The sequence below is a fragment of the Micromonospora sp. MH33 genome, assembly GCF_003013775.1.
GTDB classification, from domain to species: domain Bacteria; phylum Actinomycetota; class Actinomycetes; order Mycobacteriales; family Micromonosporaceae; genus Micromonospora; species Micromonospora fulviviridis.
This window is the reverse complement of sequence record NZ_MUYZ01000013.1, coordinates 25717-52531: the sequence shown is the minus strand read 5'-3', so window position 1 is coordinate 52531 and position 26815 is coordinate 25717. Positions and strand designations below refer to the sequence as shown.

The 26815-nt window shown below is 69.9% G+C and carries 22 protein-coding genes; 12 read left to right on the top strand and 10 right to left on the bottom strand.

The window, feature by feature from the left end; genetic code table 11:
• Window positions 1–175: 175 nt before the first annotated feature.
• Window positions 176–619, top strand: coding sequence for an ester cyclase (locus tag B0E53_RS04525; RefSeq protein WP_107074809.1), 444 nt, complete (start codon window positions 176–178; stop codon window positions 617–619).
• Between the two features lie 47 nt (window positions 620–666).
• On the opposite strand, the gene B0E53_RS04520 is transcribed toward B0E53_RS04525, so the two are convergent.
• Window positions 667–1635 carry an FAD-dependent oxidoreductase gene (locus B0E53_RS04520; RefSeq protein WP_107074806.1) on the bottom strand — a complete coding sequence of 323 codons (969 nt, stop codon included), beginning with the start codon at window positions 1633–1635 and terminating at the stop codon, window positions 667–669.
• Window positions 1636–1747: 112 nt separating this feature from the next.
• Between B0E53_RS04520 and B0E53_RS04515 the strand changes: the two genes are divergently transcribed.
• The 4 genes from B0E53_RS04515 (at window position 1748) to B0E53_RS04500 (ending at window position 7598) form a co-directional block, all read left to right on the top strand.
• Complete coding sequence (locus tag B0E53_RS04515) at window positions 1748–3388, top strand: RecQ family ATP-dependent DNA helicase (protein WP_107074805.1); 1641 nt, start codon at window positions 1748–1750, stop codon at window positions 3386–3388.
• Window positions 3389–3740: 352 nt separating this feature from the next.
• Window positions 3741–5057 carry a serine/threonine-protein kinase gene (locus tag B0E53_RS04510; protein WP_107074804.1) on the top strand — a complete coding sequence of 439 codons (1317 nt, stop codon included), beginning with the start codon at window positions 3741–3743 and terminating at the stop codon, window positions 5055–5057.
• A gap of 247 nt (window positions 5058–5304) precedes the next feature.
• Entirely contained in the window at window positions 5305–6909 is a 1605-nt protein-coding gene (locus B0E53_RS04505) for an extracellular solute-binding protein (protein WP_246835233.1), read from the top strand.
• A gap of 119 nt (window positions 6910–7028) precedes the next feature.
• Window positions 7029–7598, top strand: coding sequence for a hypothetical protein (locus tag B0E53_RS04500; protein ID WP_107074802.1), 570 nt, complete (start codon window positions 7029–7031; stop codon window positions 7596–7598).
• A gap of 580 nt (window positions 7599–8178) precedes the next feature.
• Here B0E53_RS04500 and B0E53_RS04495 read toward each other — a convergent pair.
• From B0E53_RS04495 to B0E53_RS04465, 7 genes are read right to left on the bottom strand one after another with little or no spacing between them, the layout of a single operon-like run.
• On the bottom strand, window positions 8179–9108 hold the full coding sequence (locus tag B0E53_RS04495) for a ribokinase (RefSeq protein WP_107074801.1): 930 nt from the start codon (window positions 9106–9108) through the stop codon (window positions 8179–8181).
• A complete protein-coding gene (locus B0E53_RS04490) occupies window positions 9101–10120 on the bottom strand; it encodes a nucleoside hydrolase (protein ID WP_107074800.1) in 1020 nt (339 codons plus the stop codon). The genes B0E53_RS04495 and B0E53_RS04490 overlap by 8 nt, the downstream gene beginning before the upstream one ends.
• Window positions 10117–11013 carry a dihydrodipicolinate synthase family protein gene (locus tag B0E53_RS04485; protein WP_168215220.1) on the bottom strand — a complete coding sequence of 299 codons (897 nt, stop codon included), beginning with the start codon at window positions 11011–11013 and terminating at the stop codon, window positions 10117–10119. The genes B0E53_RS04490 and B0E53_RS04485 overlap by 4 nt, the downstream gene beginning before the upstream one ends.
• Window positions 11013–11873, bottom strand: a complete 861-nt coding sequence (locus B0E53_RS04480) for a carbohydrate ABC transporter permease (protein WP_107074798.1) — start codon at window positions 11871–11873, stop codon at window positions 11013–11015. The genes B0E53_RS04485 and B0E53_RS04480 overlap by 1 nt, the downstream gene beginning before the upstream one ends.
• Window position 11874: 1 nt before the next feature.
• Complete coding sequence (locus B0E53_RS04475; protein ID WP_107074797.1) at window positions 11875–12786, bottom strand: sugar ABC transporter permease; 912 nt, start codon at window positions 12784–12786, stop codon at window positions 11875–11877.
• Window positions 12783–14081 carry a sugar ABC transporter substrate-binding protein gene (locus B0E53_RS04470; RefSeq protein ID WP_146167588.1) on the bottom strand — a complete coding sequence of 433 codons (1299 nt, stop codon included), beginning with the start codon at window positions 14079–14081 and terminating at the stop codon, window positions 12783–12785. The genes B0E53_RS04475 and B0E53_RS04470 overlap by 4 nt, the downstream gene beginning before the upstream one ends.
• A 48-nt stretch (window positions 14082–14129) precedes the next feature.
• Window positions 14130–15200: a LacI family DNA-binding transcriptional regulator gene (locus tag B0E53_RS04465; RefSeq protein ID WP_146167587.1), complete on the bottom strand. Its 1071-nt coding sequence runs from the start codon at window positions 15198–15200 to the stop codon at window positions 14130–14132.
• Between the two features lie 67 nt (window positions 15201–15267).
• Here B0E53_RS04465 and B0E53_RS39050 point away from each other — a divergent pair, with 67 nt between their 5' ends.
• Entirely contained in the window at window positions 15268–15966 is a 699-nt protein-coding gene (locus B0E53_RS39050) for a transposase (RefSeq protein ID WP_246835232.1), read from the top strand.
• Entirely contained in the window at window positions 15852–16199 is a 348-nt protein-coding gene (locus B0E53_RS39045) for a cyclase family protein (protein WP_246835235.1), read from the top strand. The genes B0E53_RS39050 and B0E53_RS39045 overlap by 115 nt, the downstream gene beginning before the upstream one ends.
• 43 nt (window positions 16200–16242) lie before the next feature.
• Here B0E53_RS39045 and B0E53_RS04450 read toward each other — a convergent pair whose 3' ends face one another.
• Window positions 16243–18660 (bottom strand): beta-galactosidase, encoded by a 2418-nt coding sequence (locus B0E53_RS04450; protein ID WP_107074794.1) that lies wholly within the window; start codon window positions 18658–18660, stop codon window positions 16243–16245.
• Window positions 18661–18777: 117 nt separating this feature from the next.
• Here B0E53_RS04450 and B0E53_RS04445 point away from each other — a divergent pair, with 117 nt between their 5' ends.
• Genes B0E53_RS04445 through B0E53_RS04425 form a run of 5 tightly spaced genes read left to right on the top strand, consistent with a single transcriptional unit; the run spans window position 18778 to window position 24501 of the window.
• A complete protein-coding gene (locus B0E53_RS04445) occupies window positions 18778–19809 on the top strand; it encodes a LacI family DNA-binding transcriptional regulator (protein ID WP_107074793.1) in 1032 nt (343 codons plus the stop codon).
• A gap of 34 nt (window positions 19810–19843) precedes the next feature.
• Entirely contained in the window at window positions 19844–21112 is a 1269-nt protein-coding gene (locus B0E53_RS04440; protein ID WP_107074792.1) for a sugar ABC transporter substrate-binding protein, read from the top strand.
• Window position 21113: 1 nt separating this feature from the next.
• Complete coding sequence (locus tag B0E53_RS04435) at window positions 21114–22076, top strand: sugar ABC transporter permease (RefSeq protein ID WP_107074791.1); 963 nt, start codon at window positions 21114–21116, stop codon at window positions 22074–22076.
• 2 nt (window positions 22077–22078) lie between these two features.
• Window positions 22079–22927 (top strand): carbohydrate ABC transporter permease, encoded by an 849-nt coding sequence (locus B0E53_RS04430; protein WP_107074790.1) that lies wholly within the window; start codon window positions 22079–22081, stop codon window positions 22925–22927.
• A 29-nt stretch (window positions 22928–22956) separates the two neighbouring features.
• Complete coding sequence (locus B0E53_RS04425) at window positions 22957–24501, top strand: glucoamylase family protein (protein WP_107074789.1); 1545 nt, start codon at window positions 22957–22959, stop codon at window positions 24499–24501.
• A 221-nt stretch (window positions 24502–24722) separates the two neighbouring features.
• On the opposite strand, the gene B0E53_RS04420 is transcribed toward B0E53_RS04425, so the two are convergent.
• Window positions 24723–26576 carry a xylan 1,4-beta-xylosidase gene (locus B0E53_RS04420; protein ID WP_210405920.1) on the bottom strand — a complete coding sequence of 618 codons (1854 nt, stop codon included), beginning with the start codon at window positions 26574–26576 and terminating at the stop codon, window positions 24723–24725.
• Window positions 26577–26815: the final 239 nt, after the last annotated feature.

Sequence of the window (26815 nt, the reverse complement as noted above, 5' to 3'; positions counted from 1 at the left end):
GCCGGCCGGGCGCTGGCCCACCAGCAGGCCGGCCCCGTCGGGCGGCTGCGGCAGCGGCTCGCCGCAGCGGTCGCCCCGCTGGCACCGGCCGCCGGTCGATGGCTCGACGAAGCGCCGTACGGCCCGCGCCGCACCGGCCCTTCCGGACGTTACTGAAACGAAAGGAGTGATCGACATGACCGAAGACCTGAAAGCCCGCTACCGACGGTATCTGGAGCAGGCGTGGACAGCCGACGGGGAGCGGCTCGACGCGCTCGCCGCGGAGCTGGTCACCCCGGACTTCGTCATCCACCAGGCCCGCTCCGACGGCGCGCCGGCCGAGCAGGTCCGCGGCCCGGCGGCCCTGGCACAGCTGATCCGGGAGAGCTGCTCCCTGTTCCGCGACGTGTCCACCGTCATCGAGGTCGGCCCCATGGTGGACGGGGATCTGGTTGCCGCGCACTGGCGGTTCCACGGCACGTACGCCGGCGGCCTGCCCGGCGCGACCGCCGAGCCGGGTACGAAGGTGCAGTTCGCCGGCACCGACATCCTGCGCAGCAGCGGCGACCGATTCGCCGAGTACTGGGTGGTCTCCGAGGGGATGAGCCTGATGGCACAGCTCGGGGTCGGCCACGGCTGACCGTACCCGGGCGGGCCCGGTCGCCGGACGGGCCCGCCCCACCGGGATCAGCCGGTGACCAGCGCGGCGACCTCCCGCGCGCAGCCCCAGGAGAGGGTGACACCGACCGCACCGTGGCCGTAGTTGTGCACGCACCGGGCACCGCCCAGGGGCTCCTCCTCCAGCCGCACCGACGGCCGGACCGGACGGAAGCCGACCTCGTGGCGCAGCACCCGGGCACCGGCCAGACGAGGCTCGACCTCGGCGCAGCGGGCCAGGATCCGCTCCGCCAGCGCCGGGTCCGGCGTCGGGTCCCGATTATCGGGCAGGGCCACCCCGCCCAGCACCACCCGGTCGCCATGGGGGAAGAAACAGCACCAGTGTTCGGCGGCGCCCCCCTCGTAGAAGAACTCCGTCAGGCCGGGGTTCGCCACCAGCACGTGCTGCCCCTTCACCGGGCGGACGCTGTCGTCACCGGCCAGCCCGGCGGCGGCCACCCCGGTGCAGTTGACCACCACCGGCGCCTCGGCGGCGGCATCAGCCAGCGCGGTCACCGGCCGCACCTGCACCTGCCCGCCTGCCGCGCGCAGCCGGTCCGTCAGGTACGCCAGGTAGCGCGGCATGTCGGCGAACGGCAGCTCGGCCCAGAACCCGCTGCGGTAGCCGGCCCGCTCCCGCTCGGTGCACGGCGCGAACCCGGCCAGCCCAGCCGCCCACGGTGGCGGCGCGTCGCCCAAGTCGCTGACCAGCCGGCCCCGCCTGATGCGCACCCCCGAGCGGGGATCCTCGGCGAGAGCGGCGAACTCGGCCTCGCCGGCCCGGCTCCACCGGGTGGCCGGGTCGTCCGGGCCGGTGATCGTCGGTCCGCACATGGCGCCAGCCACCGCCGAGGTGGTCCGCTCGACCGGATCGGCGGTCCGGACCAGCACCGCCAGGCCGGCCTCAGCCAGGCAGACGGCGGTGGTGAGGCCGATGACGCCGCCACCGACGACGACGGCGTCGGGACGGGCCGTACGTTGCGTCAGATCTGCACCCATCCCGACAGTGCAGCACAGCGGGAAACGGTGTGCAGCGCACGCGCCGATGAGGCGTACGACGGGCCCTGGGATGATCGAAGCCCGTGTGTGCGGTTGGTTAGCATGCCCGGCGATGATGTTTCTTCTTCGCTCCCTGCGGCTACGCCGCGCCGCCCGTAGGCACTTCGGCTGGCAGAAGCTGCGCCCCACCCAGATGCGCGCGATGCGCACGCTGCTGGCCGGCCGTGACACGCTGGTCGTGCTGCCCACCGGGGGCGGAAAATCTGCTGTGTATCAGGTCCCCGCCACCCTGTTGCGCGGCCCCACGGTAGTGATCTCACCGCTGCTGGCATTGCAGCAGGATCAGATCGCCAACCTCAACGAACGGGGTGATCCGGCGTTGCGGGCGGTTCGGATCAGCTCCGCGGAGAGCCCGAGCAAGCAGGCGGCGGCGCTGGCCGAGCTGCGCTCGGGTGCCGCGAAGTTCCTGTTCATCACGCCCGAGCAGCTCAGCTCGCCGGAGCGGCTGGCCGAGGTCCGCGCGCTGCGTCCGGCGCTGGTGGCGGTTGACGAGGCGCACTGCATTTCGTCGTGGGGCCACGATTTCCGCCCTGACTACCTCACCCTCGGCCACCTCATCCGCGACCTGGGCCGCCCGCCGGTGGTGGCGCTGACCGCCACGGCCTCGCCGCCGGTGCGCGAAGACATCACCGCGCGGCTCGGCATGCGCAAACCGCGGCTGGTTCTATCCGGATTGGACCGGCCGAACCTTTTCGTCGCCGCCGCGCATTGTCCCAGCGAGGATTACCGCTGGCGGAGGCTGCTTACTCTGCTCAAGGAGGCCGACCCGCCCGGCATCGTGTACGTGCCGACCCGGCGTGCCGCCGAGGACCTCGCGCAACGGCTGTCCGACGCGGGTCTTCCCGCGCAGGCCTACCACGGCGGCATGACGGCCGGGACGCGTCACCGTCGCCACGAAGACTTCCTCGCTGACCGGGTGCCGATCATGGTCGCCACCTCGGCGTTCGGCATGGGCATCGACAAGCGAAACATTCGCTGGGTGGCGCATGTGGCGCTGCCCGATTCACCGGACAGCTACCTGCAGGAAATCGGGCGCGCAGGGCGCGATGGCGAGCCGGCCCGGACGTTGCTGCTCTACCGGGCCGAGGACGTTGCCCTACAACGCTTCTTCACCGGCGGCGCGCCTGACCTGCAGGAGCTGCGAACGGTCGCCGCCGCCCTGTACCGCGGCCCGGTGACCCGCACCGCTCTGGCAAGGGCTACCGGCTTGGGCCCCCGCAAGGTCGCCAGTCACGTCAGTCTGCTCGAGCAGGTCGGCGCGGTAGCGACGGGGCCCAAGGGCGAGCTCAGCGTCGCGCGGTATGCGCCCCTGCCCGACCAGGCGGCTCGGGAGGCGCTGGCCGAGTACGCCTGCTATCAGGCCGGGCAGCGTTCCCGCACCGACATGATGCGCCGCTTCGCCGAGAGCCCGGGCTGCCGGATGCAGTCGCTGCTGGGCTACTTCGGAGAGCAGTTGAGCCGCCCATGCGGGCACTGCGACAACTGCCACGGTGGCACCTCGGAGGTGCTCCCGGACGACGGGCCGTACCCACTGCACAGCACCGTGCGGCACGCCAAATGGGGATCAGGCATGGTCCTCGGCTACGAAAGGGACCGCATGACTGTGCTCTTCGACGACGTCGGCTACAAGACCCTGTCAGTCTCCGTCGTGCAAGCACAGAATCTGCTGGCACTCGAGACGAACCGCCGCTGACCGGCGAACCTCTTCGCCCGCCACCGATGGCGCAGCTATCACTACACGAAGGAGGTGCCCGCGCCAACGGCCGGCGGTTGTCGGAGGCCGCCGCGAGCCGACGGTACCGACGTGATCTTGCGGGACGTGGGGCAAGGCGCAGATTAGCGCGCCACCTGTCCGACCTGCGCCGTCAGTTTCGAGACCTCGGATTCTTGGCAACATGGACATCGCCGCTCAGTCGAACCGCGAGACGACTCGACACGCCGAAAGGCGAGTGGTCTTTGTGTTGGCGCGGCCGTGACACCATTACCTCCGTCGTCCGTCGTCCGTCGCATCGGCACGGCTCGTCAAGGGTTTCGGTGGAGCCGCAATGGCCGGGCTGACAGGGGGCAGGATGCCGGGTACCACGCCGCTGAGTTCGCATGATCCGCGCACGGCGGGCCCCTACCAGCTGATCGGGCGGCTGGGTGCGGGCGGCCAGGGCGTCGTCTACCTGGGCAGAGACGGGAACGGTAACCGGGTGGCAGTCAAGATGATCAATGTTGACCTGCGGCAGAGCCCCCGGATCAAATCTCAGTTCGCGAAGGAGATCGACGCCGCGCGACGGGTCGCCCCCTTCTGTACGGCTCAGATCCTGTTCGCCGAGGTAGACGCGGACCCCCCGTACGTGGTCAGCGAGTTCATCGAGGGCCCGACCCTGCAGCGGCACGTCCGTGAGCAGGGTCCGATCTCCGGGAACGCGTTGCACCGACTGGCCGTGGGCACCGCCACTGCGCTGACCGCGATCCACCAGTCCGACGTGGTTCATCGCGACCTGAAGCCGGACAACGTCATTCTCGGGCAGGACGGTCCACGCGTGATCGACTTCGGCATCGCCCGCGCGCTCGACGTCACCGAGACGATGACCAGGCAGGTCATGGGAACGGCGCCATACATGGCACCGGAGCGGTTCCATAACCGCCGGGTGGGCCCGGCCTGTGACGTGTTCGCGTGGGCGGCGACCATCGCCTTCGCGGCCGCGGGCCGGCCACCGTTCGGCAACGATTCGATCGTCGCGGTGATGAACCGCGTCCTGCACGAGCCACCGGACCTGCATGGCCTCTCCGACGCGCTGGACGACCTGATACGGCAATGTCTGCAGAAGGAACAGGATGCGCGGCCGAACGCCGAACAGGTCCTGCTGCGGCTGCTCGGGCACACCGCACGGCCCTCGACGGACCTGCTGCTGGAGACCGTCCTCAAGCAGGGCAACGAAGCCGCCACCGCGCCGGCGCCGTCGTACCCGGCGCCCGGATCCCCGCCCCTGGGCCATGCGGCCAGGCCAACCCTGCCCGACATCCCCGAGCACGCGCCGGTCACGCGCGTGACCGGCGCCCCGGCGCCGCGGGAGAACCGCGAGCCCACCGCCCCGGTACGGCGGGGCCCCTGGTCGGGTCGGCTCCGCCGGGAGCTCGGGGACCCGTGGGGGGTCTCGATCGCGATCTTCCTCGGTGCGGTCGGCATCGCGTCCGGCTACGTCGCGTCGACCGCGGTCGACGCCGCGGCACTCACCGGCGTAGTGACCTTCGTCGTGGTCTACGTCGTCCGCCTGCTGGTCGCCGCCGCGCTGGCCCCAAGCACCGGGCCGGATCCCGGCGAGGCGTCGACAGCCGACCAGACTACGACCGTGCTCCGGTCGCGGCCCTGATTCACGAACACGATCCGGTCGGTCCGCACCGCGGCTCGGCCGGGCTGGTGGCTGATGTCGACGCCGTCAGCTGACACCCTGGAGGGACCAAATGGTTTCAGGTCGACCGACTGCCCGGCCGTGGTTGCCGTACACCGCGGCCATCATGGCCGGAGTCGCGGTCGTCACCGCGGCCTACCTGATCGTCCGGCCCGCGGCGGACGTCGGGTGCACGCCGCTGGAGGTCAGCTCGTCGACGGAGAAGGACGTGCTGCTCGGCGAGCTGGCAGAACGCTACAACAAGAGCGATCGGCGGGTCGGTGGCCGGTGCGCCGTGGTGACCGTACATGGCCTCACCTCCGGTGCGGCGACGGACGCGCTGGCCGGCGACTGGGCAGTCAAGCAGCCCGGCCTGCCACGGCCGCAGGTGTGGTTGCCGACGTCGACCCTGTGGACCGGGCAGTTGAAGTTGCTGGACGAGGCCGCCGGGCACCCGGCGCAGACCCCCGGCCGGTACCCGTCGATCGCGAACAGCCCGCTGGTCATCGCCATGCCGCAGCCGAAGGGCGAGCTGCTCCAACAGCAGGGTCGACTCGGCTGGGGTGAGATCCTGGGCTTGTCCGGGCGCACGGGCTGGGCCACCTTCGGTCGCCCCGAGTGGGGGCGGTTCACCTTCGGCAAGGTCAACCCGTACCTTTCGACCTCTGGGCTGGCGGCCACGATAGCGACGTACTACGCGGCCATCAACCGGGCCAGCGACCTCACCGAGAGCGATCTCGCGGATCCGGCGGTGACCCAGTTCGTCCGCCGCATCGAGGCCAACGTGTCCCACTACAGCGACGACATCGTGGATCTGCTGAAGAACCGCGCCGAGGCGGACCTGTCCGGCGCCGGCACGGCTGCCCCGACCGACATGAGCGCGGTTGTGACGCAGGAGGAGTTGGTCTACCAGTACAACGAGGGGCACCTGAGCCCGACCCGGGGCGAGAAGCCGAGGGTCCCGCTGGTCGCGGTGTATCCGAAGGAGGGCACGTTCAACCTCGATCACCCGTACGTGGTCCTCCCCTCGGCCAGCCCGGAGCAACGTGACGCCGCTGCCGACTTCCTGGCGTTCCTTCAGGAGCCGCCGCAGCAGCGGAGTTTCAGCCGCCTCGGGTTCCGCGATCACGAGCGGAACGCGTCCGACGCGCTGATCACTTCCGTCCGCGGGCGCGGCGCCCAGGATCTCACCTACTTCGACCCGCCCGATCCCACCGTGGTCAAGGCGATCCTCACCGGTTGGGGCACGTTGCGTAAGAAGGCGAACATCCTCGTGGCAGTCGACACTTCCGGTTCGATGAAGGCAAAGATCGGTGACCAGACCAGGTTCCAGGTGGCGACCAGGGCCGCCGCCAAAGGCTTCGGCCTCTTGAACGCCGAGGATCAGGTCGCGCTCTGGTCCTTCTCGTCCGAGACGGAACAGCGGCCGAGGTCGCCGTACAGCGAGGAGGTCCGGCTGTCGGCGTTCGATCCAAAGGCGCTCACCAATGAGATCAACAATCTCCATGTCGAAGGCGGCACCGCTCTGTACGCCACAGTACGGGCGGCACACCGTCACATGCTCGACCACTATGACCAGTCCCGGATCAACGCGGTGGTCGTACTGACGGACGGCAAGAACGAGTACAACAAGGACAACAATCTCGCCCGGCTGCTCCAGGATGTCGCGTTGGATCCGGACCGGCCGGTCAAGATCTTCTGCATCGCCTTTGATGAGCAGTCCGATTTCGGGACGCTGGACCGGATCGCCAAGGCGTCCGCGGGCAAGGCGTTCGACGCCCGCGACCCGGCGAAGATCGACGACGCGTTCGTCAAGCTGGTCAGCAGCTTCTAGGGTCGGGTTATTCGGGCCTTGCGGTGAGGCAGGCAGTCTCGCGGCTGGCCTTCCCGTCGGTGATGGTGGGGGTGGGATGATCCGGATGGCCTTCCGGGCGTGGGGGAAGGTGCCGCCCGATGGAGACCGCTGCCCATGGCGCCCTCCCACTCGACTGCTTGAATGAGTGCGTGACTGATTCGCGCGTGGTGGAATTCCTGAGCTTTGGATACTCGTTCGACGCCGAAGACGCGCGCCGGCTGCGGTTGCTCGACGAGCGCGGTGCTGAGCTCACGATCGTCGAACCTCGCCGTGGCACAGAGAAGGCGGCGTGGCCGCCCCGATCACGGGTTCTGGCTTTCCAGGCCGACACCGTCACGGTCACGTTGACCAACGGTGAACGGTTCGAGTTCGTGAACGGCAGGAAAGCGCCCTGCCGCCGACGCAATGCCGGCACCACATGGACGTTGCAGGGACGCAAGTACGAGGTCGTCCACACGAGCTCACGTCAGGCACAGCTCCGCCGAGACGAGGTGGTCCTCGCCTCAGCGCGCTCATCCTCCCGCCGGTACGGCCCTGTCCGCACGAGAATCGAAGCAGAGTGCGACGTCGCTGACCGCATCGGGATCGCCCTCCTCGAACAGGTCATCCGCCCCGGCCGGCCGATGGCATTCTTCGCAGCTCTCGACATGCTCTTGATGGCAGGGTGACGCCGCTGCCCTCCGTCGAACCGACCGTCACCGTCCCGCTGCCGCCGCGCCTGGCGTTTGCCGTGTCTCGGCCGGGATCCGGATACGGCGCGCCACCACCCCGAAGCCGGTCGCCAGCCCGCCCACTGGCGAGGGGCCAGTGACCTCTACTGGTTCGGCGCGGTGCTGTATTCGATGCTCACCGGCGGCCCGCCGTTCGGGCGGGACGGCCCGTTCAACGAGTACGCCGAGCGGCTGGTCAATGACCTGCTCGCGCCCTGCACAGGCGATGCATCTGGGCGAGGGGACGGATCGGTACCCTACCCACCACCTACGTCGGGGCCACGTTGCCGGGCCATTGCTGGTGAACAATCGATCGGGCGGTCACGTGCCGGGGTGTCCACGCTGTCAAACGATCTGCCGAAATGCGCAAGGCGGATAGGCCCGCACCCCTGGGCATCGCTAGCTTTCGATGCGATGGCCTCGGAGTGAGGTCACCCTGTCGGAGCAGGATGTAGGAGGAACCATGAACGGTCCAAGCAATAGCCCGACCGCCGGGAAGAGATGGCCCAACGGTAGGAGCGCACCCGCCGCGCGCCGGTCACCTTGGGATGACGGTCCGCCGTACGGTGGATCGGAGCTTGTCTAGCTCCGTGTCATCGACGAGCCGGGTCCACCGGGCCCCCGGCTCGGTGGTGGACAGGCTGGCCACGCAAACCGCGGTCTCCGCCGCCGCGACCAGCTCCGCACCGGCCGCGAGCTCGGCGGCCAGCACGCCGCACAGGCAGTCGCCCGCGCCCGTCGTGTCCAGCACCGGCACTTCCGGCGGGGCGATGTGCGTGACGAGGTCGCGCTCCCGCTCGTACACGTAGGCGCCGGTACCGCCGAAGGTCGCGACGACATCGCCGCTCCCTGGGGCCTCCCGCACCGCGGCGGCGGCCTCGTCGGGGCGGATCAGGGTGTCCCGGCGGAGCAGGCTGCGCAGCTCGAACTCGTTCGGTACCAGCACGTCGACCCGGTCCAGCAGCTCGACCACCCCGTCGACCATCGGCGCCGGGTTGAGCACCACGAGTCCGGCGGCCCGCGCGGCGACCACGCGGGCCGTCTTCAGCGGGATCTCCAGTTGCAGGAGTACGACCCGGGCCGCCGCCAGCGGCCCGGGCGGGACGTCGGCGGTGTCCAGCAGCAGGTTCGCGCCCTGGTCAACCACGATCGAGTTGTCGCCCGAGCCCTGCTCGACGAGCACGACCGCCGTGCCCGACGCCGCGGGCTTGACCACGAGGTGGGTGGTGTCGACGCCGGCGGCGGCCAGGTCCGCCCGCAGGAACTCGCCGATGTCGTCGTTGCCGACGGCTCCGACGAAGGTGACCCTGGTCCGGGTGGCGGCCGCGACGGCCTGGTTGCCTCCCTTGCCGCCGGAGTGCCGCGAGCGCGACGACGTCGACAGCACCGTCTCGCCCCGGATCGGTAGCTCCGGCACCGGATAGACCTCGTCCAGGTTGACGCTCCCCACGACCAGGAGGTCACTCACCGCGCGCCTCTTTCTCCATCGGTTGCCCTGGCTGTCCGGTGCCTGCGGCCCGGATCCCGTCCACGAAACATGCCAGCAGCGGGTCCACGTTCAGCCGGGTCGCGACCTCGATCGGCGGGTGCGGGGGCGCGGGCTTGCCGGCGACGAACGGCCGCCGGTCGGCCACCGTCGCGCCCCGGGTCAGGCCACGCGCCAACTCCACCTGGACGCTCCACCGCGAGTACTCCCCGTACTCGGGGTGCAGCAACAGGATCGCGGCGGTCGGGTCGTGGATGGGACAGCTCTGCCGCCCGTAGGCCACCGAGAAGTACGCGGAGAACTTCGCGATGATCTGCTGGGCGAGCCGGCCGCCGGGGGTGGCCAGGGCGTCGATCGCGGCCAGCTCCGTGGGCCGCAGCCAGGTGGTGAGGGTGACGTCCAGCCCGACCAGTACGCAGCGCCGCCAGCCGGCCGAGAAGACCAGGCTCGCCGCCTCGGGGTCGTGTGCGATGTTGGACTCGGCCCAGGGGGTGTTGTTCCCGGGCACGGTCACCGCGCCGCCCATCACGGAGATTCCGGCGATCAGGTTCGGCAGCTCTGGCTCGATCATGAGCGCCAGCGCGATGTTGGTGAGCGGCCCGATGGCGACGATCTCCAGCTCGCCCGGGTGTCGCCGGGCGAGCTGGACGAGCTGCTCGGCGGCGGAGATGTCGGTGCGTACCTGCACCTCCCGGTCGATGGGGATCTCGCCGAGCCCGTCGGAGCCGTGCACCTTGGCGCTGTACTGGACCGGCTGGGCCAGTGGCCGCCGGGCTCCGACGGTCACCGGCACGTCCGTGCGGCCGAGGGCCTTGAGCACGGCGGCCGAGTTGTGCGCCCCCTGCACGGCGGAGACGTTGCCGTGCACCGAGCCCACCGCGACCAGTTCCACGTCGGGCCGTCCGGACAGGAAGATCAGGGTCAGGGTGTCGTCGAGGCCGGTGTCGCAGTCCAGCACGATCCGGCGCCGAGCGGTTACCGTTTCCGGCATCATGCCGCCCCCTGTTCCGTCAGCCGGGTCAGGTCAGCGCGGATCAGGGCCACCTCGGCTGGGCCGAGCGGCGCGAGCGGCGGTACGGGCTGCCCCACGTCGATCCCCAGCGCGGCGAAGAGTCCCTTGACGCCGCGGCCGGGTCCCAGGCTGCGGAACACGTTCAGCGCCGAGTCGAGCCGGTGTTCCCTCGCCTGCGCCGCCGCCCACTCACCCCGGGCGGCGAGGTCGTAGATCTCCACCGATTCGGCGGGGAAGGCGGCTGCCGGGCCGGACATCCAGCCGCACGCTCCGGACAACATCGCGGCGGTGGGGGGTACGGCCGTCGCGGAGAAGTACCGGATCCCGCCCGAGGTGGCGTCCAACCACCGGGCCACGTTGGTGATCCGCCCGGACGCGTCCTTGACATGGTTCACGCCGTGGTCGCGGTGCGCCGCCGCGATGACGTCCGCGGAGAACTCGACGTGGGTGAGATGCGGGTGGTGGTACAGCACCACCGGCACCTCCACGGCGGCGGTGACGGCGCCGATCATGCCGAGGATCTCCGCCGGCCGCAGCGGGAAGTAGGCGAGGAGCACCAGCAAGATGCCGTCGCTGCCGGCGGCCACCGCGGCGCGCACGTCCCGCACCACGGACGCGGTGTCGAAGCCCCCGACCCCGGGCACGACCGGAACGCGGCCGGCCGCGGCGGCGACGGTGCCCTCGATCACTGCCAGCCGCTGGTCGCCGGTCAGGTAGGGCAGCTCGCCGCTGCTGCCCAACGGGGTCAGTCCGTGCACGCCGGCGGTGAGGCAGCGCTCGACGATGTCGGCCAGCGTCGCCCGGCGTACCGTGCCGTCGGCGTCCAGCGGCGTGGGCAGGTACGGGAAGACACCCGACCAGGATTGCTTTGTCACTATTTCACTCCGCTTCTGGCGATCGACGCCACGAAGTACTTCTGCGCATAGAGCAGCAGGCAGAGCGGGATAGCCGCGGTGATGACGGTGCCTGCGAAGATCGCGCCGAAGTCCACGAACGTCTCCTGGGAGAACTGCGCGATAGCCACGGGGGCGACCTGGATCGCCGGGTCCGGCGCGATCAGCAGCGGCCACAGGAAGGCGTGCCACTGGAAGACGAACAGGATGAGCGCCGCGCTGATCAGGGCGGGCTTGGAGAGCGGCAGGTAGATCCGGAACAGGATCCGCCACCAGCCGAGTCCGTCCATCTGCGCGGCCTCGAGCAGCTCACGCGGGATGTTTCGGAAGAACTGCCGCAGTGCGAAGATCGCCAACCCGTTCCCGAGCGCCGGCAGGATCAACCCGTCGTAGGTGTTCTGGAATCCGGCGCCGGAGAGCACCTGGCTGAGGGGGATCGCCAGCGCGTCGAAGGGCATGAGGAACCCCACCAGGGTGAGTCCGAACAGGAACTTCTGCCCCCGGAACTGCAGCACGCCGAGCGCGAAGGCCGCCGCGGAGCAGAGGATCAGCCCGATGACGATGGTGAGCAGCGCGACGATGACGGAGTTCAGCACGGGCGAGCCGAATCCGGTGTTCATGAGGGTCCGGAAGCTGGACCCGGTCAACGTGGTCGGCCAGATCGACTTGACCGACAGCGGGGAGAGGTAGCGGAAGATGTCCCCTTCCGGGCGCACCGAACTGACCAGCGCGAACCACAGGGGAATCACGGAGTAGAGCGTCGCGCCGATCGCCAGGGCCAGCAGGACGCCACGCTTCAGCCGGTTCCCCGACCTCGCCCGACGTTGGTCTGCGGTCGACATGTCAGTCCTCCGAGGGGAGCAGTTTGAACTGGATCGAGACCACCGCGAGGATGATGCACAGCAGGATGAAGGTCTCCGCCGACGCCGCCGGCAGGTCACCGGTGACGTAGGCGCGTTCGTAGATGTCGAACATGATCAGGTTCGTGGAGTGGTCCGGGCCGCCGGCGGTCAGGGTCTCGACCGGCGCGAACACCAGGAAGTTGGCGATCGTGTCGGCCACCAGCACGAACAGCAGCGGCCGCTTCAGTTGCGGCAGGGTCACCTGGAAGAACGTGCGGAGCGGCCCGGCTCCGTCGATCTTCGCCGCCTCCAGCGTGTCGCCGGGGATGTCCTTCAGACCGGCGACGAGAAACATCATCCAGTACCCCACGCCCACCCAGGAGACCAGGATGATGATCCCGGGCAGGGCCTGGAACTTCGAGGTGAGGAACGGTTGGTGAGGCAGGCCCAGCGCGCCCAGCACCGCATTGAGCGGCCCGTCCGGGCGGAACAGCACGCCCCAGATGATCGCGCTGACCACCTGCGGGAGCGCCGCCGGCAGGAAGATCAGCGTCCGCCAGAGCCCGACCAGGGGCAGCCGCTGGGTGAGCAGCACGGCCAGGCCGAGGGCCAGCAGGATCTGGAACGGATTCACCAGGACCGTGAACAACAGGGTCTGCCGTACCGAGGCGTGGAATGCCGGGTCGGCGAAGACCCGGGCGTAGCTGGCGAAGAGCCCCTGCGGGTCGGACAGGCTGGTCCGGATGGCCTCGACCGCTGGTGCGAGCCGGAAGAACAGGATCGCGACCAGTGCCGGCCCCAGCATCAGGAGCGCGGCCAGGCCGGTACCGCGCACCTTCGGGGGACGCCTGCGAGGGGCCGCCCCGCCGGCGCGCCTGGGCGGCGCGCCGGCGGGCTTGACAGACGTCGTCATTTGCCGAACCGTCCCAGCGTGCTGACCAGCTGTGCCTGGCTTTCGGCCAGCGAGCTGTCCACGTTCGCACCGTTGCCGATGTTGTCGATCATCTTGTTCACCACGCTCTCGAAGTCGGTGTAGCCGATGCTGGAGGGGCGCTTCACCGCGGTCTTCGACAGCTCGTCGGCGATCAGCTGCGAGGTGCCGGCCAGTTCGGGCCCGGCGGCGTCGATGAGCTTGGCCCATTCGGCGTACGCGTGGTTGTTGGCCGGGATCCGGGCGATGTCCTGACCGGAGAGCACGGCGCCCTCGTCGTTCAGGGCCAGGAACGAGATGAACTTCTTGGTCTCGGCCTGGTGCTTGGAGTACGGGCTGACGGCGAGGGCCCACGAGTCGGTCGGAGTGGCAGGCTTGCCGCCCTCGAAGGTCGGCGACGGCGCGATGCCGAACTTCAGGTTCGGGCTCTTCTTGAACGTCGCGACGGCCGGGGTGTTCGCCAGGAAGTACGCGATTTTGCCGTTGGCGAAAAGCGCGGGCAGCTGGGTGTACTGGATGCCCTTCGGGGTGATGCCCTGGTTGAACAGCCCCTGGTAGAAGGTCAGTGCCTTCTTCCAGCCCTGGTCCTGGATCGCCGGGGTCAGGTTTTTGTCACCGGACAGCCCGGTGCCGCCGCCTGCCGACAGGATCAGCGGCTCCAGTTGGTAGTAGCGGCCGGGCTGCTCGAAGGCGAAACCGTACTGGGCCCCGGCGGCCTGGGCCTTCTTGGCGTCGGCGGTGAGCTGTTCCCAGCTGAGTCGCTTGTCCGCAGTGTTGGCGGGCTCGGCGATGTTGGCCTTCTTGAGCAGGTCCTTGTTGTAGTAGAGCAACATGGTGGACGTCCACAGCGGCAGGGCGTACAGCTTGCTGTTGAAGGTGGTTGCCTGGACCGCCTCGGCGCTGGCCTGCTTGCTGGCCTCGCCCTTCAGGTCGTCGAGCGGCAGCAGGAAGCCCCGGTCGACCATCGAGGGGATCTTCGGCTCGTCCGCGGTGAACGCGTCGATCGAGCTGTCCTTGCCGCCGAGGCGGGCCTGCAGCACCTGGGAGAGCTGGCTAGCCGGGTTGGACACGTACTTCACCTTGATGCCCGGGTTCGCCTGCTCGAACGCCGCAATCGCCTTGTCGTAGTAGCCGTCGGGCTGGCCGCCGACGAACTGGAGGGTGACGTCACCGCCGCCGCTGCCGCCGCCGGAGACGGGACCGACGCACGCCGTCGCGGTCAGGCCGAGCAGCAAGGGGACCAGATATAGGATCTTTTTTCCGGCACGCCAATTCATGGTGGTGTCCAACTCCCTGTTTCTCGAACCGAGGGGTTTGTTGAAGAGTCAGGCCGCCGGGGCGGCGGTGGAGTCCCGTATCCGGAGCTGTACTGGAATGCACACCTCCCGCGCGTCGGTCGCCGAGCTCGACCGGACGGCATCCATCGCCGCTGCCGCGATCGCCCGTACGTCCTGCCGCACCGTCGTGATTCCGGGTGTGGTGTACGAGGCCACCGGCACGTCGTCGAAGCCCACCAGCGAGAAGTCCCGCGGAATCCGCAGGCCGTGATCGCGCGCGGCGCAGTGCACGCCGATCGCGATGAGGTCGTTCGAGGCGAAGACCGCGGTGAATGGCGACTCCCGCCGGAGCAGGGTGTCCAGCCCGGCACGACCACCCGCCTCGTCGAAGGTGCTGGTGACCACCAGCCGTCGGTCGTAGCGGATCTTGTGCGCCTTGAGCGCCGCCCGGTAGCCCTCGTACCGTTCCAGTGCGACGTCGCAGAACTCCGGACCGCGCAGGTGCGCGATCCGCCGGTGCCCCAGCTCGATCAGGTGCTCGGTCACCGCCCGCGCGCCGGCGAAGTTGTCCGAGTGGATCCGCACCGCGTGGGTGGACGGAACCGCCCGGTCGAGCGCGATGAACCGCAGGCCGGCATCCTCGTACGCCTGGACCTCTCCGGAGTCGGCCCGCAGCCCCATCACCAGTACGTGTTTGATCTTCTTGGACAGCAGCACGTCGAGGTTTCGCTGTTCGATCCGCTCGTCGTCCCGAGTGCTGCACAGCAGGACCGCGAATCCCGACCGCTCGGCCAGGATCTGGATCTCCTTGACGAGACTGGAGAAGAACGGGTTCGAGATGTCCGGTAGGAGCACCGCGACCGTGTTCGACGCCCGGCGGGCCAGATCGCTGGCCAGGCTGTTGCGCCGGTAGCCCAGCCGGTCCGCCGCCGCCAGCACACGCGCCTTGGTCTCCGGCGCGATGCCGTTCGCACCGGCCAGCACCCGACTCACGGTAGAGGCGGAAACGCCAACCGCCTGGGCGACCTGGTAGATCGTCGGCGGTGAACCGGTGGTCACGTCGTCCTCCTGGCAAGATCCTCGCAACCGGTTGCGCAACCGGTTGCGAGGATCGTTCACCTGGTCAGGGGGGATTGTCAAGACCCTGGCGCTGAGGACGTGAGCGGGGCATTCAAAACGCCTCTGGGTGAATCCCAAGCCCGCCAGCTACGGGGTGCACCACCGCATCCGCGACCGTAAGCGCTGGCGGGAGTTCCTCAGCTTCTTCAAGACTCTGCGCCGCCGCTGGCCCGACCAGCGCCTCTACCTGATCCTGGACAACTTCTCCCCGCACAAGCATCCCGAGGTCCGCGCCTGGTGCGCCGCCAACGACGTCGACCTCGTCTTCCTGCCGACCTACGCGTCCCGGCTGAACTGGATCGAGGCCGAGTTCGCCGCGGTGCGGTACTTCGCTCTCAACGGCACCGACCACCGCACCCATGCCGAGCAGGACACGGCAATCGGCGACTACATCCGCTGGCGCAACCAACGCGCCCGACCGAAATCCGGATTCGCGATCAACTCCAAGATCCGCCACCCGGATTACCCGTTCGGTCCGGCTGGCGGCGGCGCGGGCCGTGCGCCACGGCAGGAGCGTGTCGTGCGCATGGGAGGTTGCCGTACCGGAAGACATGGACCGTTCGACGACGACGTGCCCGTGCGCCGCCGACATGCCGGGTGCCGAGAACATGCCGGTGCCCGGCTTCCACGCCGACCGGCGATGCGGTACTCCTGCGGACCGGCCATGGCCGGGTCCGGCACGAGGCCGGTGAGGCCAGCGGTTTCACGCAGGCCGGCTGGCACGCGTCCTGCCTGCCGTGGCTGCATGAACGGGAGGTCGCGCTGATCGGCGCTGACACCCCCCAGGACGTTCAGCCGTCGGGGTACGAGGACTTGTTGATGCCGGTTCACGCCGTGAGCCTCGTTGCGATGGGTCTGTGGCTGCTCGACAACTGCGACCTGGAGGTGTGCGCGACGACGGCGGCCGAGCTCGGCCAGTGGGACTTCCACCTCGCAGTCGCGCCGGTCCGCTTCGCCGGTACGTCGGGCAGCCCGGTCAACCCGATCGCGACATTCTGACCGGGATTCGCAAAGATCTGTCGGGCGTCGCCTCGTACGGCGGTCAGTCAATGCTGACCCGGACCGGTTCGCCATCTGAGGCCTGGACGGTCAGAGTCGCCCTTCCCTCGGCCAGGGTCACCTCACCCCGGTCCGCGCGTACCGGCCGGTCGGTGGCGAAGACCGCGACATCCTCGGTCTGGGTCGGCCGGAGCAGCACCTCCGAGCCGCTCCGGGCTACCAGTTCGCAACTGCTCTCCAGCAGCGTGGCCGGTCCGACGCGGATGCCGGCGGGCAGCATCAGCCCGGCGCGTGCGCCGATGCGCAGGCGCCGGCCGGACAGTACCGGCTTGTCCCGGTGCCACAGGCCGAACTCGATCGCCGACGGCGCGACGTTGACCAGGTGAAGCAGCCGCTGGCCGGACCGGTCCACGGTCGAGGTGAGCACCAGCCCGGGGTCGCCTGCGTCGTGCCGGAGCCGGGGCCGCACCCCGAGCCGCTCCAGCGCTGCTCGCCAGAAGTCCAGGTGGCACGGGTAGTCGGTGGCGATCACCACGGCCCGGCCGGCGCCCGCGGTCACCTCGGCGCCGCACGGCCGGCCGGAGCCGACCTCGGTGAGCAGGCGTTCACCGGCCCCGGCCAGCAATTGGGCGTAACCGACCCGGACCTCGGCGGGGCCGGCCGCCCACTCGCGGCCCACCACCGACGGGAAGTAATGTGGCCCGCCCTCCAGCCAGCCGTCCGGCCGGAGCCCGAGTGCGTCGGCCAGCAGGGTGCACGGCGTGCCGTCGTGGTCGCGAGTGGGCAGCGGTCCGTGCAGCAGCAGCCGGCCCCCGGCCCGCAGGTGGTTGACCAGCCGCTGCTGGACGTCCGAACCGAGGGTGGGGGCGGTGGCCAGCACCAGCACCGGCGGCGTGCCGCCCGGCACCTGTCCTGCGCCGCCTGGGGCCTGCAGGTCCGCTGCGGGAAACGAGTAGCCGGCGAGCAGCAGCGCTCGCGCCAGCACGTCCCGCGCGCCCATGCCGCGGAACCGTTCCAGCTCGGCGACCTGCTCCGCCCGCTTGGTGGACGCCGGGTGGCGGTACTCGGTCAGGTAGTGGTCGGGAACGAATCCGAGGGCGAAGCCGTCGTGTTCCTCGTCGCCGTCGGCGAGCAGGTCGGCCACCCCACGTACGGCGTGCAGTGCCCGCCTTGCCGCGGCGTACGTCGGGTTGAGCCGCCCCTGAGGGCCGACCGGGGCGGCGAAGCCGTGCCGCTCGCCGGTGAACGCGATCCGGTCGTTGCCGTCGCCGACTGGCTCGGCCAACGGCGGGTTGTGGCCGCCGGCGAACAGGTAGAGGTTGAGCAGCCGGTTGCCCTGCGCCACGCAGAGCCGGGTCTTCAGGTCGATCCCCTCCGGCGGGTAGAGCGTCGACAGGTCCTCGTCGTAGTCGCCGTTGCCGGCCTCGAACTCCAGGCAGGTGAGCGGCTGGTCGCGGTCGTGGGTGGCGGCCAGGAAGGCGTTGGACACGTACAGGTCGGCGACGTTACCGACGGTCAGGTCGCCGAGGTAGTAGTCCGAGCCGGAGGTGAGCTGCGGCTGCCCCCGGTACGCCTCGAACAGCTGGCTGATCCCGATCGGGAAGGTGCGGCCCCGTCGGCCGGCGGTGCCGTGCACGTTGACCAGGAACGGCACCCCTGTCACCCCGTGCCGCTCGGCGCTGTGCCGCAGCGCCGCCACGAACCGGCGGTAGCGGTCGCGCATGTAGCGACCCAGGTCGTCGTGCAGCGCCAGCGACCGCTCCTCAGCCGGGGTACGCAGGGCGGCAGACCACGCCGTCGGATCGGCCGGATCGGCACCGATCCGCGCCGCGGCGGTGTCCTTGCCGTACCGCTGGACGGCCCAGCGGGCCAGGTCGCCGCAGAGGCCGTCGGTGAGGTCGGGGGAGTTGGTCACCCACGAGAGCATCCCGATCTCGTTGTCGAGTTGGACCGCCACCACCGGTCCGCCGCGCGGCGCGAGTCGCTGCGCGATAAGTGGCATCACCTGGGCGTACCAGCCGTCGGCTGCGGCGAGGAACTCGGGCGCGAGGTAGTCGATGGTGCGCGTGCTGATCGGCGCGCCGTCCCAGGTGGTGGGGAGCAGATGCGGGTGCTCGTCGTACACGCGGTAGGGGAGGCCCTCGTTCTTCAGCTCGGCCATGACGAACGGGCCGGGGCGGACCACGGCCCGCAGCCCGCGCTGGTGGGCGAGGTCGAGGAAGCCGGCCAGGTCGCGCTGCTCGTGGGTGCGCCCGGTCAGGTCGACCGAGCCGTCCGGCAGTTCGTGCCACAGCCACGGCACGTAGGTGGCGACGGTGTCGCCGCCGCAGTCCTGGAGCTGGTCGAGCCGGTCTGCCCAGTCGGCCCGGGCGAGGCGGAAGTAGTGCACCTCACCGGCGAGCAGCAGCTCGGGCCGGCCGTCGATGAGGATCCGGCGATCCCGGAGTAGTACTTCTGGCATGTGGGGCAGACCTCCCTACGCAGGAGATTGTGGACCCGAGGGTTGTGAAGTTCGTCCCGGCTGCTTATGGTCGCCTGAAACCGGTTTCTGTGATGCACGTTACGGATCGAGGAAGCGATGGGCAACAGCCGCATGAACGTTCGCGAGATCGCCAAGCTCGCCGGCGTCTCCGTGGCCACCGTCTCCCGGGTCTCCAACGGCACCGGACAGGTCTCCGAGGAGATGCGCCGCCGGGTGTTGGAGGCGATCGAGAAGCACGGATACCGGCCCGACCACCTCGGTCGGGCGCTGGCCGCCGGCCGGCACGGCGCCCTCGGCCTGGTCTTCCCCGGCCTGTCCGGCCCCTACTTCACCGAGCTGATCCAGGGCTTCGAGTCCGAGGCGGTGCCCTCCCGGGCCAGCGTGCACATCCTCTGCACGCACCTGCGCTCCGACTCCGACGACCAGGTGCTGGAGATGGGCCGCCGGGTGGACGGCGTCGCCGTCATGGGCGGCACCATCTCCGACGAGGCGCTGCTCCAGCTCGCCAGGATGGTTCCCGTGGTGGTGGTCGCCGGCGAGGGACCCGGCGACATCCTCTCGGTACGCGCCGACAACGCCGGCAGCATGCTGGCGCTCACCCGACACCTGCTCGCCGACCACGAGCTACGCGACCTGGCCTTCGTCGGCAACCCGGCAGGCTCGCCCGACGTCAGCGAACGCTGGACCGCCTTCCGGCGGGCGCACCGTGACCTCGGCGTCGAACCGCCCGCCGAGCCGGTTGCGGTCAGCATGCAGCAGGCCGACGGGGTGCTCGCGGCCGACCAGTTGCTGGCCGGCGACACGCCCCGGCCCGCCGGGGTGGTCTGCGCCAACGACGAGATCGCCCTCGGCGTGCTGGTCGGCGCGCTCGGCCGGGGCCTGCGAGTGCCGCAGGACCTGGTGATCACCGGCTTCGACGACATGCCGGCCGCCGCCCTCCTCACCCCCTCCCTCACCACCGTCCGGCAACCCGTACGCGAGCTCGCCGCCGAGGCGGCCAGGCTGATCCTGCATGCCGCCGACCAGCCCGGCAACGCCTCCACGGGCGGTCTCGTGCTGCCCACCGAACTCGTCCTGCGCCGCAGTTGCGGCTGCCCGGTGCCCCCGACTGGAGATACCGGCAGGTGAACCAGGTCCCACCACCAACCCCTGGAGGTACGACATGAGAAGTAGGCGGTTAGCCGCCGCGGCCGCGGTCGCCTTGGCCGCGTCGGTCGCGCTGGCCGGTTGCGGCCGTGACTCGGGCGGCAGCCAGGAAGAGGCGAAGTCCGTCGGCGCAGGCAAGGCGAGCGGAGACATCACCGTCTGGGCGATGGGCACCGAAGGCGAGAAGCTCGCCGAGTTCGCCAAGGAGTTCTCCACCGAGAACCCCGACGCCAAGGTCTCCGTGACGGCGGTGCCCTGGGACGCGGCGCACCAGAAGATCGCAAGCGCGATCGCCGCGAAGCAGACGCCCGACGTGTCGATGATCGGTACCACCTGGCAGGGCGAGTTCGCCAAGTCCGGTGCGCTCGACCCGACCCCGCCGGAGCTGATCAAGAAAGACGACTTCTTCCCCGGCGCCTGGGACACCACGATCGTCGACAGCACCTCGTACGGCGTCCCGTGGTACGTCGAGACCCGGCTGATCTACTACCGCAAGGACATGGCCGCCAAGGCCGGGTTCCCGGACGGCCCGAAGACGTGGGACGACCTCAAGGCCATGGCCAAGGGCATGAAGGACAAGGCCGGCGCCAAGTGGGGCCTCAACCTCCAGCCCGGCAAGACCGGCAGTTGGCAGTCGGTCATGCCGTTCGCCTGGTCCAACGGCGCCGACGTGGCCAGCGCAGACCAGCTCAACTTCGACTCCCCGGAGATGACCGAGGCGCTCAGCTACTACCAGTCCTTCTTCAAGGAGGGCCTGTCCCCGACGGCCCTGCCGGACGGCTCGCTCGAGCCCGGCTTCGTCAAGGGTGAGATCGGCGCGTTCATCTCCGGACCGTGGCACATGGGCATCGTCGAGGAGCAGGGCGGGGCCGGCTTCAAGGACAAGTACGCGGTCGCGCAGATGCCGATGAAGAAGTCGTCGACGTCGTTCATCGGCGGCAGCAATCTCGCGGTCTTCAAGGACGCCAAGAACCGTGACGGCGCCTGGAAGTTCGTGCAGTGGCTGAGCAAGCCCGAGGTGCAGGTCAAGTGGTACCAGGCGGTCAAGGACCTGCCCGCGGTGCAGTCGGCCTGGAACGACTCGACGCTCTCCGGCGACACCTTCCTGGCCACGTTCGGCCAGCAGCTCAAGAGCGCCAAGGCGCCGCCGGCGATCACGACCTGGGAGCAGATCGCGGCCGCGTTCGACCTCGAGGTCGAGAAGCTGTGCAAGCAGAACGCGGACCCGGCCGCGACCGCCAAGGCGATCCAGGAGAAGGCGAGCGCCATCGGGACCGGGAGCTGACATGGTCGACGCCTCCGCGGCGACGGCACCGGCGCGACCGGTCGGGGCGCCCAGCCCCGACCGGCCCGCCGGGTCGGTCCGGCGGCGGCAGCGCCTGCGGCGGGCGCTGACCGGCTGGGCCTTCTCCGCGCCGTTCACCGTGCTGTTCACCGTGTTCATGGCGCTGCCGGTGGTGGTCTCGCTTGCCATGAGCTTCACCGACCTGCGCTCCACCGACCTGCGCAACCCGCTCGCCGTCAACGTCGTCGGCATCGACAACTACACCCGCCTGTTCTCCGATCAACTGTTCCTGCGGTCGTCGGTCAACACGCTCGTGTTCGTCGTCATCGGCGTGCCGCTGACGATGGTGCTGGCCCTGGCCGCCGCGACGGCGCTCAACTCCGGGCTCGTACGCTTCCGCGCGCTGTTCCGGGTCGGTTTCTACCTGCCGGTCGTGACCAGCATCGTGGCGATCGCGGTGGTCTGGCGCTTCCTGCTCGACCCCGAGATCGGGCTGGTCAACAACCTGCTGCGACTCATCGGGATCGACGGGCCGAACTGGCTGTACGACAGCAAGCTCGCGCTGCCGTCGCTGATCGTCATGGCGGCGTGGCGCAACTTCGGCTTCCTGATGGTGATCTTCCTGGCCGGACTCCAGGCGGTGCCGGCCGACCTCTACGAGGCGGCGACGCTCGACGGCGCGACGCGGTGGCAGCAGTTCCGCAACGTCACCCTGCCGATGCTGCGGCCGACGCTGCTCTTCGGCGGGGTGGTCACCGGCATCGGCTATCTCCAGTTCTTCGAGGAACCGCTTGTCATGACGCAGGGCGGCCCGCTCTCCTCGACGCTGTCGGTGTCGTTCCACATCTACAACCAGTTCGGCTTCGGCAACTACGGCTACGCGGCCGCCGGCAGCTACGTGCTTTTCCTGGCGATCGTGGCGCTGTCGGTGGTGCAGTTCCGCCTGCTGGGGGAGAGGAACTGACGATGGCCACGAAGGACACCGCCCTGCGTACCCGCGACCGGGTCGCCAGGACCATGCTCTACGTCGTCCTGGTCCTCGGGCTGCTCGCCGTGGCCGGACCATTCGTCTGGATGGCCCTCTCGTCGCTCAAGCCGGAGCGGGAGATCCGCGACGTGCCGCCGACCTGGTGGCCCGAGACGGTCACGCTCGACAACTTCCGTGGGCTGTTCTCCCGGCTCGACTTCCCGCTCTACTTCTTCAACTCGGCACTGGTCGCGACCCTGGTCATGGTCGGCAACCTGCTGTTCTGCTCGCTCGTCGGGTACGCGTTGGCCAAGCTGCGGTACCCCGGCAAGCGGGTGCTCTTCCTCGCCGTGCTCGGCATGCTCATGGTGCCCGGCATGGTGACGTTCGTCCCGCAGTTCGTGCTGGTCAGCAACATGGGCCTGACCAACACGTACGCCGGCCTGATCCTGCCGTTCCTCGTCGGACCGTTCGGCGTGTTCCTCATGCGGCAGTTCCTCCAGTCGATCCCCGACGAACTCATCGAGGCGGCCCGGGTCGACGGGGCCGGCGAGTTCCGGATCTTCTGGCGGGTGGTGCTGCCGCTGTGCCGGCCGGCACTTGCCACCCTCGGGATCCTCACGTTCCTCGCGTCTTGGAACAACTTCCTGTGGCCCCTCGTGGTCGCCACCACGGAGGACAAGTACACGTTGCCGGTCGCCCTCGCGCTCTACAGCGTCGGCGAGAACGAACGCAACTACGGCCTGCTCCTCGCCGGCGCGGTCGTCGTCGTGCTCCCGGTGCTTCTCGTGTTCCTGGTCCTCCAGCGGCACTTCCTGCGCGGCATCGCGACCACCGGAATCAAGTGATCCGTCCCCGGAACCAGACAAGGAGACCCATGCGACGCCTTCTCGCACCGCTCCTCGCGCTGGCGCTCGTGCTGACAGGCGGCTCGGCCGCCGGCGCGGCACCCGACGAGCGCGACCCTGACACCACCCTGCTCCGCTATGCCCAGGACACATGGCGGTCGATGGCCGCCATGACCGACCCCGGCACCGGCCTCATCGCCGACAACATCACCGGCGACCTCGCCGCCGACGGCCGCGCCACCTACACGTCCCCCACCAACATCGGCGGCTACATGTGGTCCGCGGTGGTCGCCAGCAGGCTCGGCATCATCTCGCGTCCGGAAGCCCGCGAACGGATCGCCAAGACCCTCGACACGCTCGCCCGGCTCAAGCACCACACCCCGTCGGGTATGTACTACAACTGGTACGACCCGCGGAACGGCTCGGTTGTCACGGTCTGGCCCGACAACGGCGACACCGTCTACCCGTTTCTGTCCAGCGTGGACAACGGCTGGCTCGCCGCCGCGCTGAACGTGGTCAAGGGCGCCGTGCCGGAACTGCGCGGCAAGGCCGACGCGATCCTGCGCAAGATGAACTTCGGCTTCTACTACAACCCGACGGCGACAACACCGTTCGGGGCCAGCGGCCTGATCGCCGGCGGCTTCTGGGACGCGCCACCCCCGGGATGCTCGCGGCAGCGCGACGGCGTGTGGTTCACCTGCAACCACTACGACATCACGGTCACCGAACCGCGCATAGCGACGTACCTCGGCATCGCGATGGGCCAGATCCCGCCGAAGGCCTACTACAACACCATGCGCACCCTGCCGGCCACCTGCGACTGGAGCTGGCACGAGATGCAGCCCGTCGGCTTCGACACCAGCTACGAAGGCGTTGCGGTGTACGAGGGCGCGTACCGGTACCGCGGCATCCAGTTCGTACCCAGCTGGGGTGGCGACATGTTCGAGGCCCTGATGCCCGACCTGTTCGTGCCCGAAGCGAGGTGGGCGCCCAACAGTTGGGGCCGCAACCATCCCGCGACGGTCGCCGGCCAGATCGAGCACGGGATGAATGACGCCGGGTACGGCTACTGGGGCTTCTCCCCGGCCAGCGACCCGGCCGGCGGTTACATGGCCTGGGGTGTCGACGCGATGGGCATGGACACCGACGGCTACCCGTCCGACGTCGAGCGCTCGAAGTATGACGCGGGATTCGGCGACTGCCGCCCGGCCGGCCCGGACCCCGACTACGGCGACGGCGTGGTGACCCCGCACGCGGCCTTCCTCGCCCTCCCGTACGCCAAGGCGCCGGTCGTCGACAACCTCGCCCGCCTCAGGGCCAACTTCGACTCGTACGGCCCCGGCGGCTTCTATGATGCGATCGCGGTCGGCAGCGGCACCGTGGCCAAGCGTTACCTGTCGCTCGACCAGGCCATGATCATGGGTGCGCTCGGCAACGAACTCGCCAACGATCTCGTCCGCCGCGCGTTCGTCTCGCCGGAGTTCGAACGCCGGATCCGTCCACTGATCGCGAAGGAGACGTTCAACGTGCCGGCCAACCAGCACCTTCCGCAGCTGCGCGGGGCCGCTTCATGACATGAGCTACCTCGCGACGCAGGCGCCGGCCCGTTGACCCGGCGGCGCCGCCGGAGCTGGTGTATCCCGTAGATCAGGGAAGTAGGGCCCTCGGCCGCCCGCCGAGGGCCCTACCTCCCTGATCGAGCACGATCTTGCGCCGTGGTGCGAGCGCGCGGAACCGCGCGGCCGCAGACACATCCCGGCGTCGGTGGGACGGCGCCGGCCGGGGAAGACCCGCCTCAGGCCCCGCGGACCTGGACCAGCACCGCCCCGGGCTGCGGCACGTCCAGCTCGATCACCGCGGCCCCGGCCTCGGCAGCCGGCTGCACCTTCTCCACCGGCAGTTGGTCGGCGGCACGCAACGCGACCCACTGCTCGTCGGTCGGCCACTCGGCAACCCCCAGCCGGTCGGCGAGGGCGGTGATGTCACCGTGCTCCCGGTCGAGCCGGGAAACCAGGGCGAGCCGGCCGGCCGCGCCGTCGATGACCAACCGGATCCGCCGGGCCAGCGCCGGGTCCCCGTCCCGCTTGTCCTGGTCGAGGGTGGCCACCCAGACCAGGATCGCCAGGCTGCCGTCGGCGCGCCGGCTGGCCCACGTCTGCACCAAGCCGTCGGCACCGTCGCCAGCGGCCCGTACCGGCAGTTCGATCTCGCCGAGCTGGGCGAGCATCCGCAGGGCGTGGTAGCGCGGCTTGGCGATGCCGCCGACGGTGAGCAGGCCGAACCCGCCGTGCAGCAGCCTCGGCGGCCGGCCGAGTTCCTCGAAGTGGTCGCTGGCCACCCAGTAGGACAGCGCGTCGACCCTGCCGGCGGCCGACCGCATGCCGGTGAGCAGGAAGGTGCCGGCCGAAACGCCGTCGTTGACCGGGTGGAAGTGGGTGGGGGTGACACCCCACTCGGTCCACAGGATCCGCGCATCGGGAAAGCCGAGGCGGGCCAGGGTGGGCCGCAGGTCCAGCGGCGGGCTGCCGTACGTGTGGGTGGAGACAAAGTCCACCGGTGTCCCGGACCGCGCGGCATGCTCCAGCAGCGCGTCCACCCAGCCGGCGGCGGCCGACGAGGGTCCACCGACCGGGATCCGCGGGTCGACGTCCTTGACCGCGCGGGCCGTCACGTCGTACAGCCGCATCCATTCATCGCGGCTACCCGACCAGAAGACCTCCAGATTGGCCTCGTTCCACACCTCGAAGTCCCAACCGAGCACCTGCTCGCCGTACCGGTCCAGCAGGTGGGCCACCAGCGCCCGAACCAGCCCGGACCAGCGGTCCCAGTCGCGCGGCGGGGAGATGATGCCGCGGTAGGTGAAGACGGTGCGGTCCGGGTCGCTGGCCAAGTCGTGGGGCATGAACCCGATCTCCACCACCGGCGTCATTCCGATGCCCAGGAGCAGGTCGTAGATCTCGTCCACCCGGCCGAAGTCGTACACCGGCTCGCCGTCGACCTCGCGATAGACGCCGAGGTCGTCGTGCAGGATCGAGTGCGCCCGCACGGTGCTCACGCCGATCTCCTCGCGTACCCGGCGCAGCGCGGCCAGCAGTTCGGCGCCGATCTCCCGGCCGCCGGAGCGTTCCCGGCAGAGCAGTTGGGACAGTCGCTCACTGCCGATCATCAGCTGCCAGGGCCGGTGCAGGGTGGTGCCCGCGGCGTCCGCGTCGAGGCGCAGCGTGACGGTGGGCGGTTCAGGGGCGGCCGGCAGGGCGGCCGCCGAGACCGGATCGCTCAGCGCGCCGGTCACGGTCACCTCGGGTACGGCGGCCACCGCGTACGCGTACCGCTCGCCCGGGGTGCCGGTGGTGTCGACGTACCAGGTGTCGGGAACGGAGAGGACGTCTCCGCCGAGGTGATCCACCGGGGTGAACGGCCCGGACACCCGGTCGCCGTCCAGCGGTGCACGATGCACCAGGTAGCCGACCGCGCCGTCGACGGGCTCCCAGGAGAGGCGGACGTGTCCGTGGCCGGGGGTGGCGGTGAGCCCGGCCGGCGGTGGCAGGTCGGGTAGCGCGGCCGTGCCGCCCTCATCGCTGCGGCGAGCGATCCGGGCTTCCCAATCGGTCCGGGCGTCGGACGGCTCGGGTCCGCTGGCGTTCCTCACCGGGTACCTCCTGACGGTCGTGAGTGAGCCGGTTCGAGGACTGTAACCGGTTACCGCCGGTCGTGCGATCCGCTGTCGTCGGCGGCTGACTCGCGCCGCGCACCCCATAGCCGACAGTGGAACGCCAGCGAGACGTCGCGAGCGGCCAACGTTGAGAGCGACCGGCAACAAGGGCCGCCGACCGAAGAGCATCAGGTGCTCCCGGTCAGATCCGGACGGCAAATCTGTTTGATCGTTCC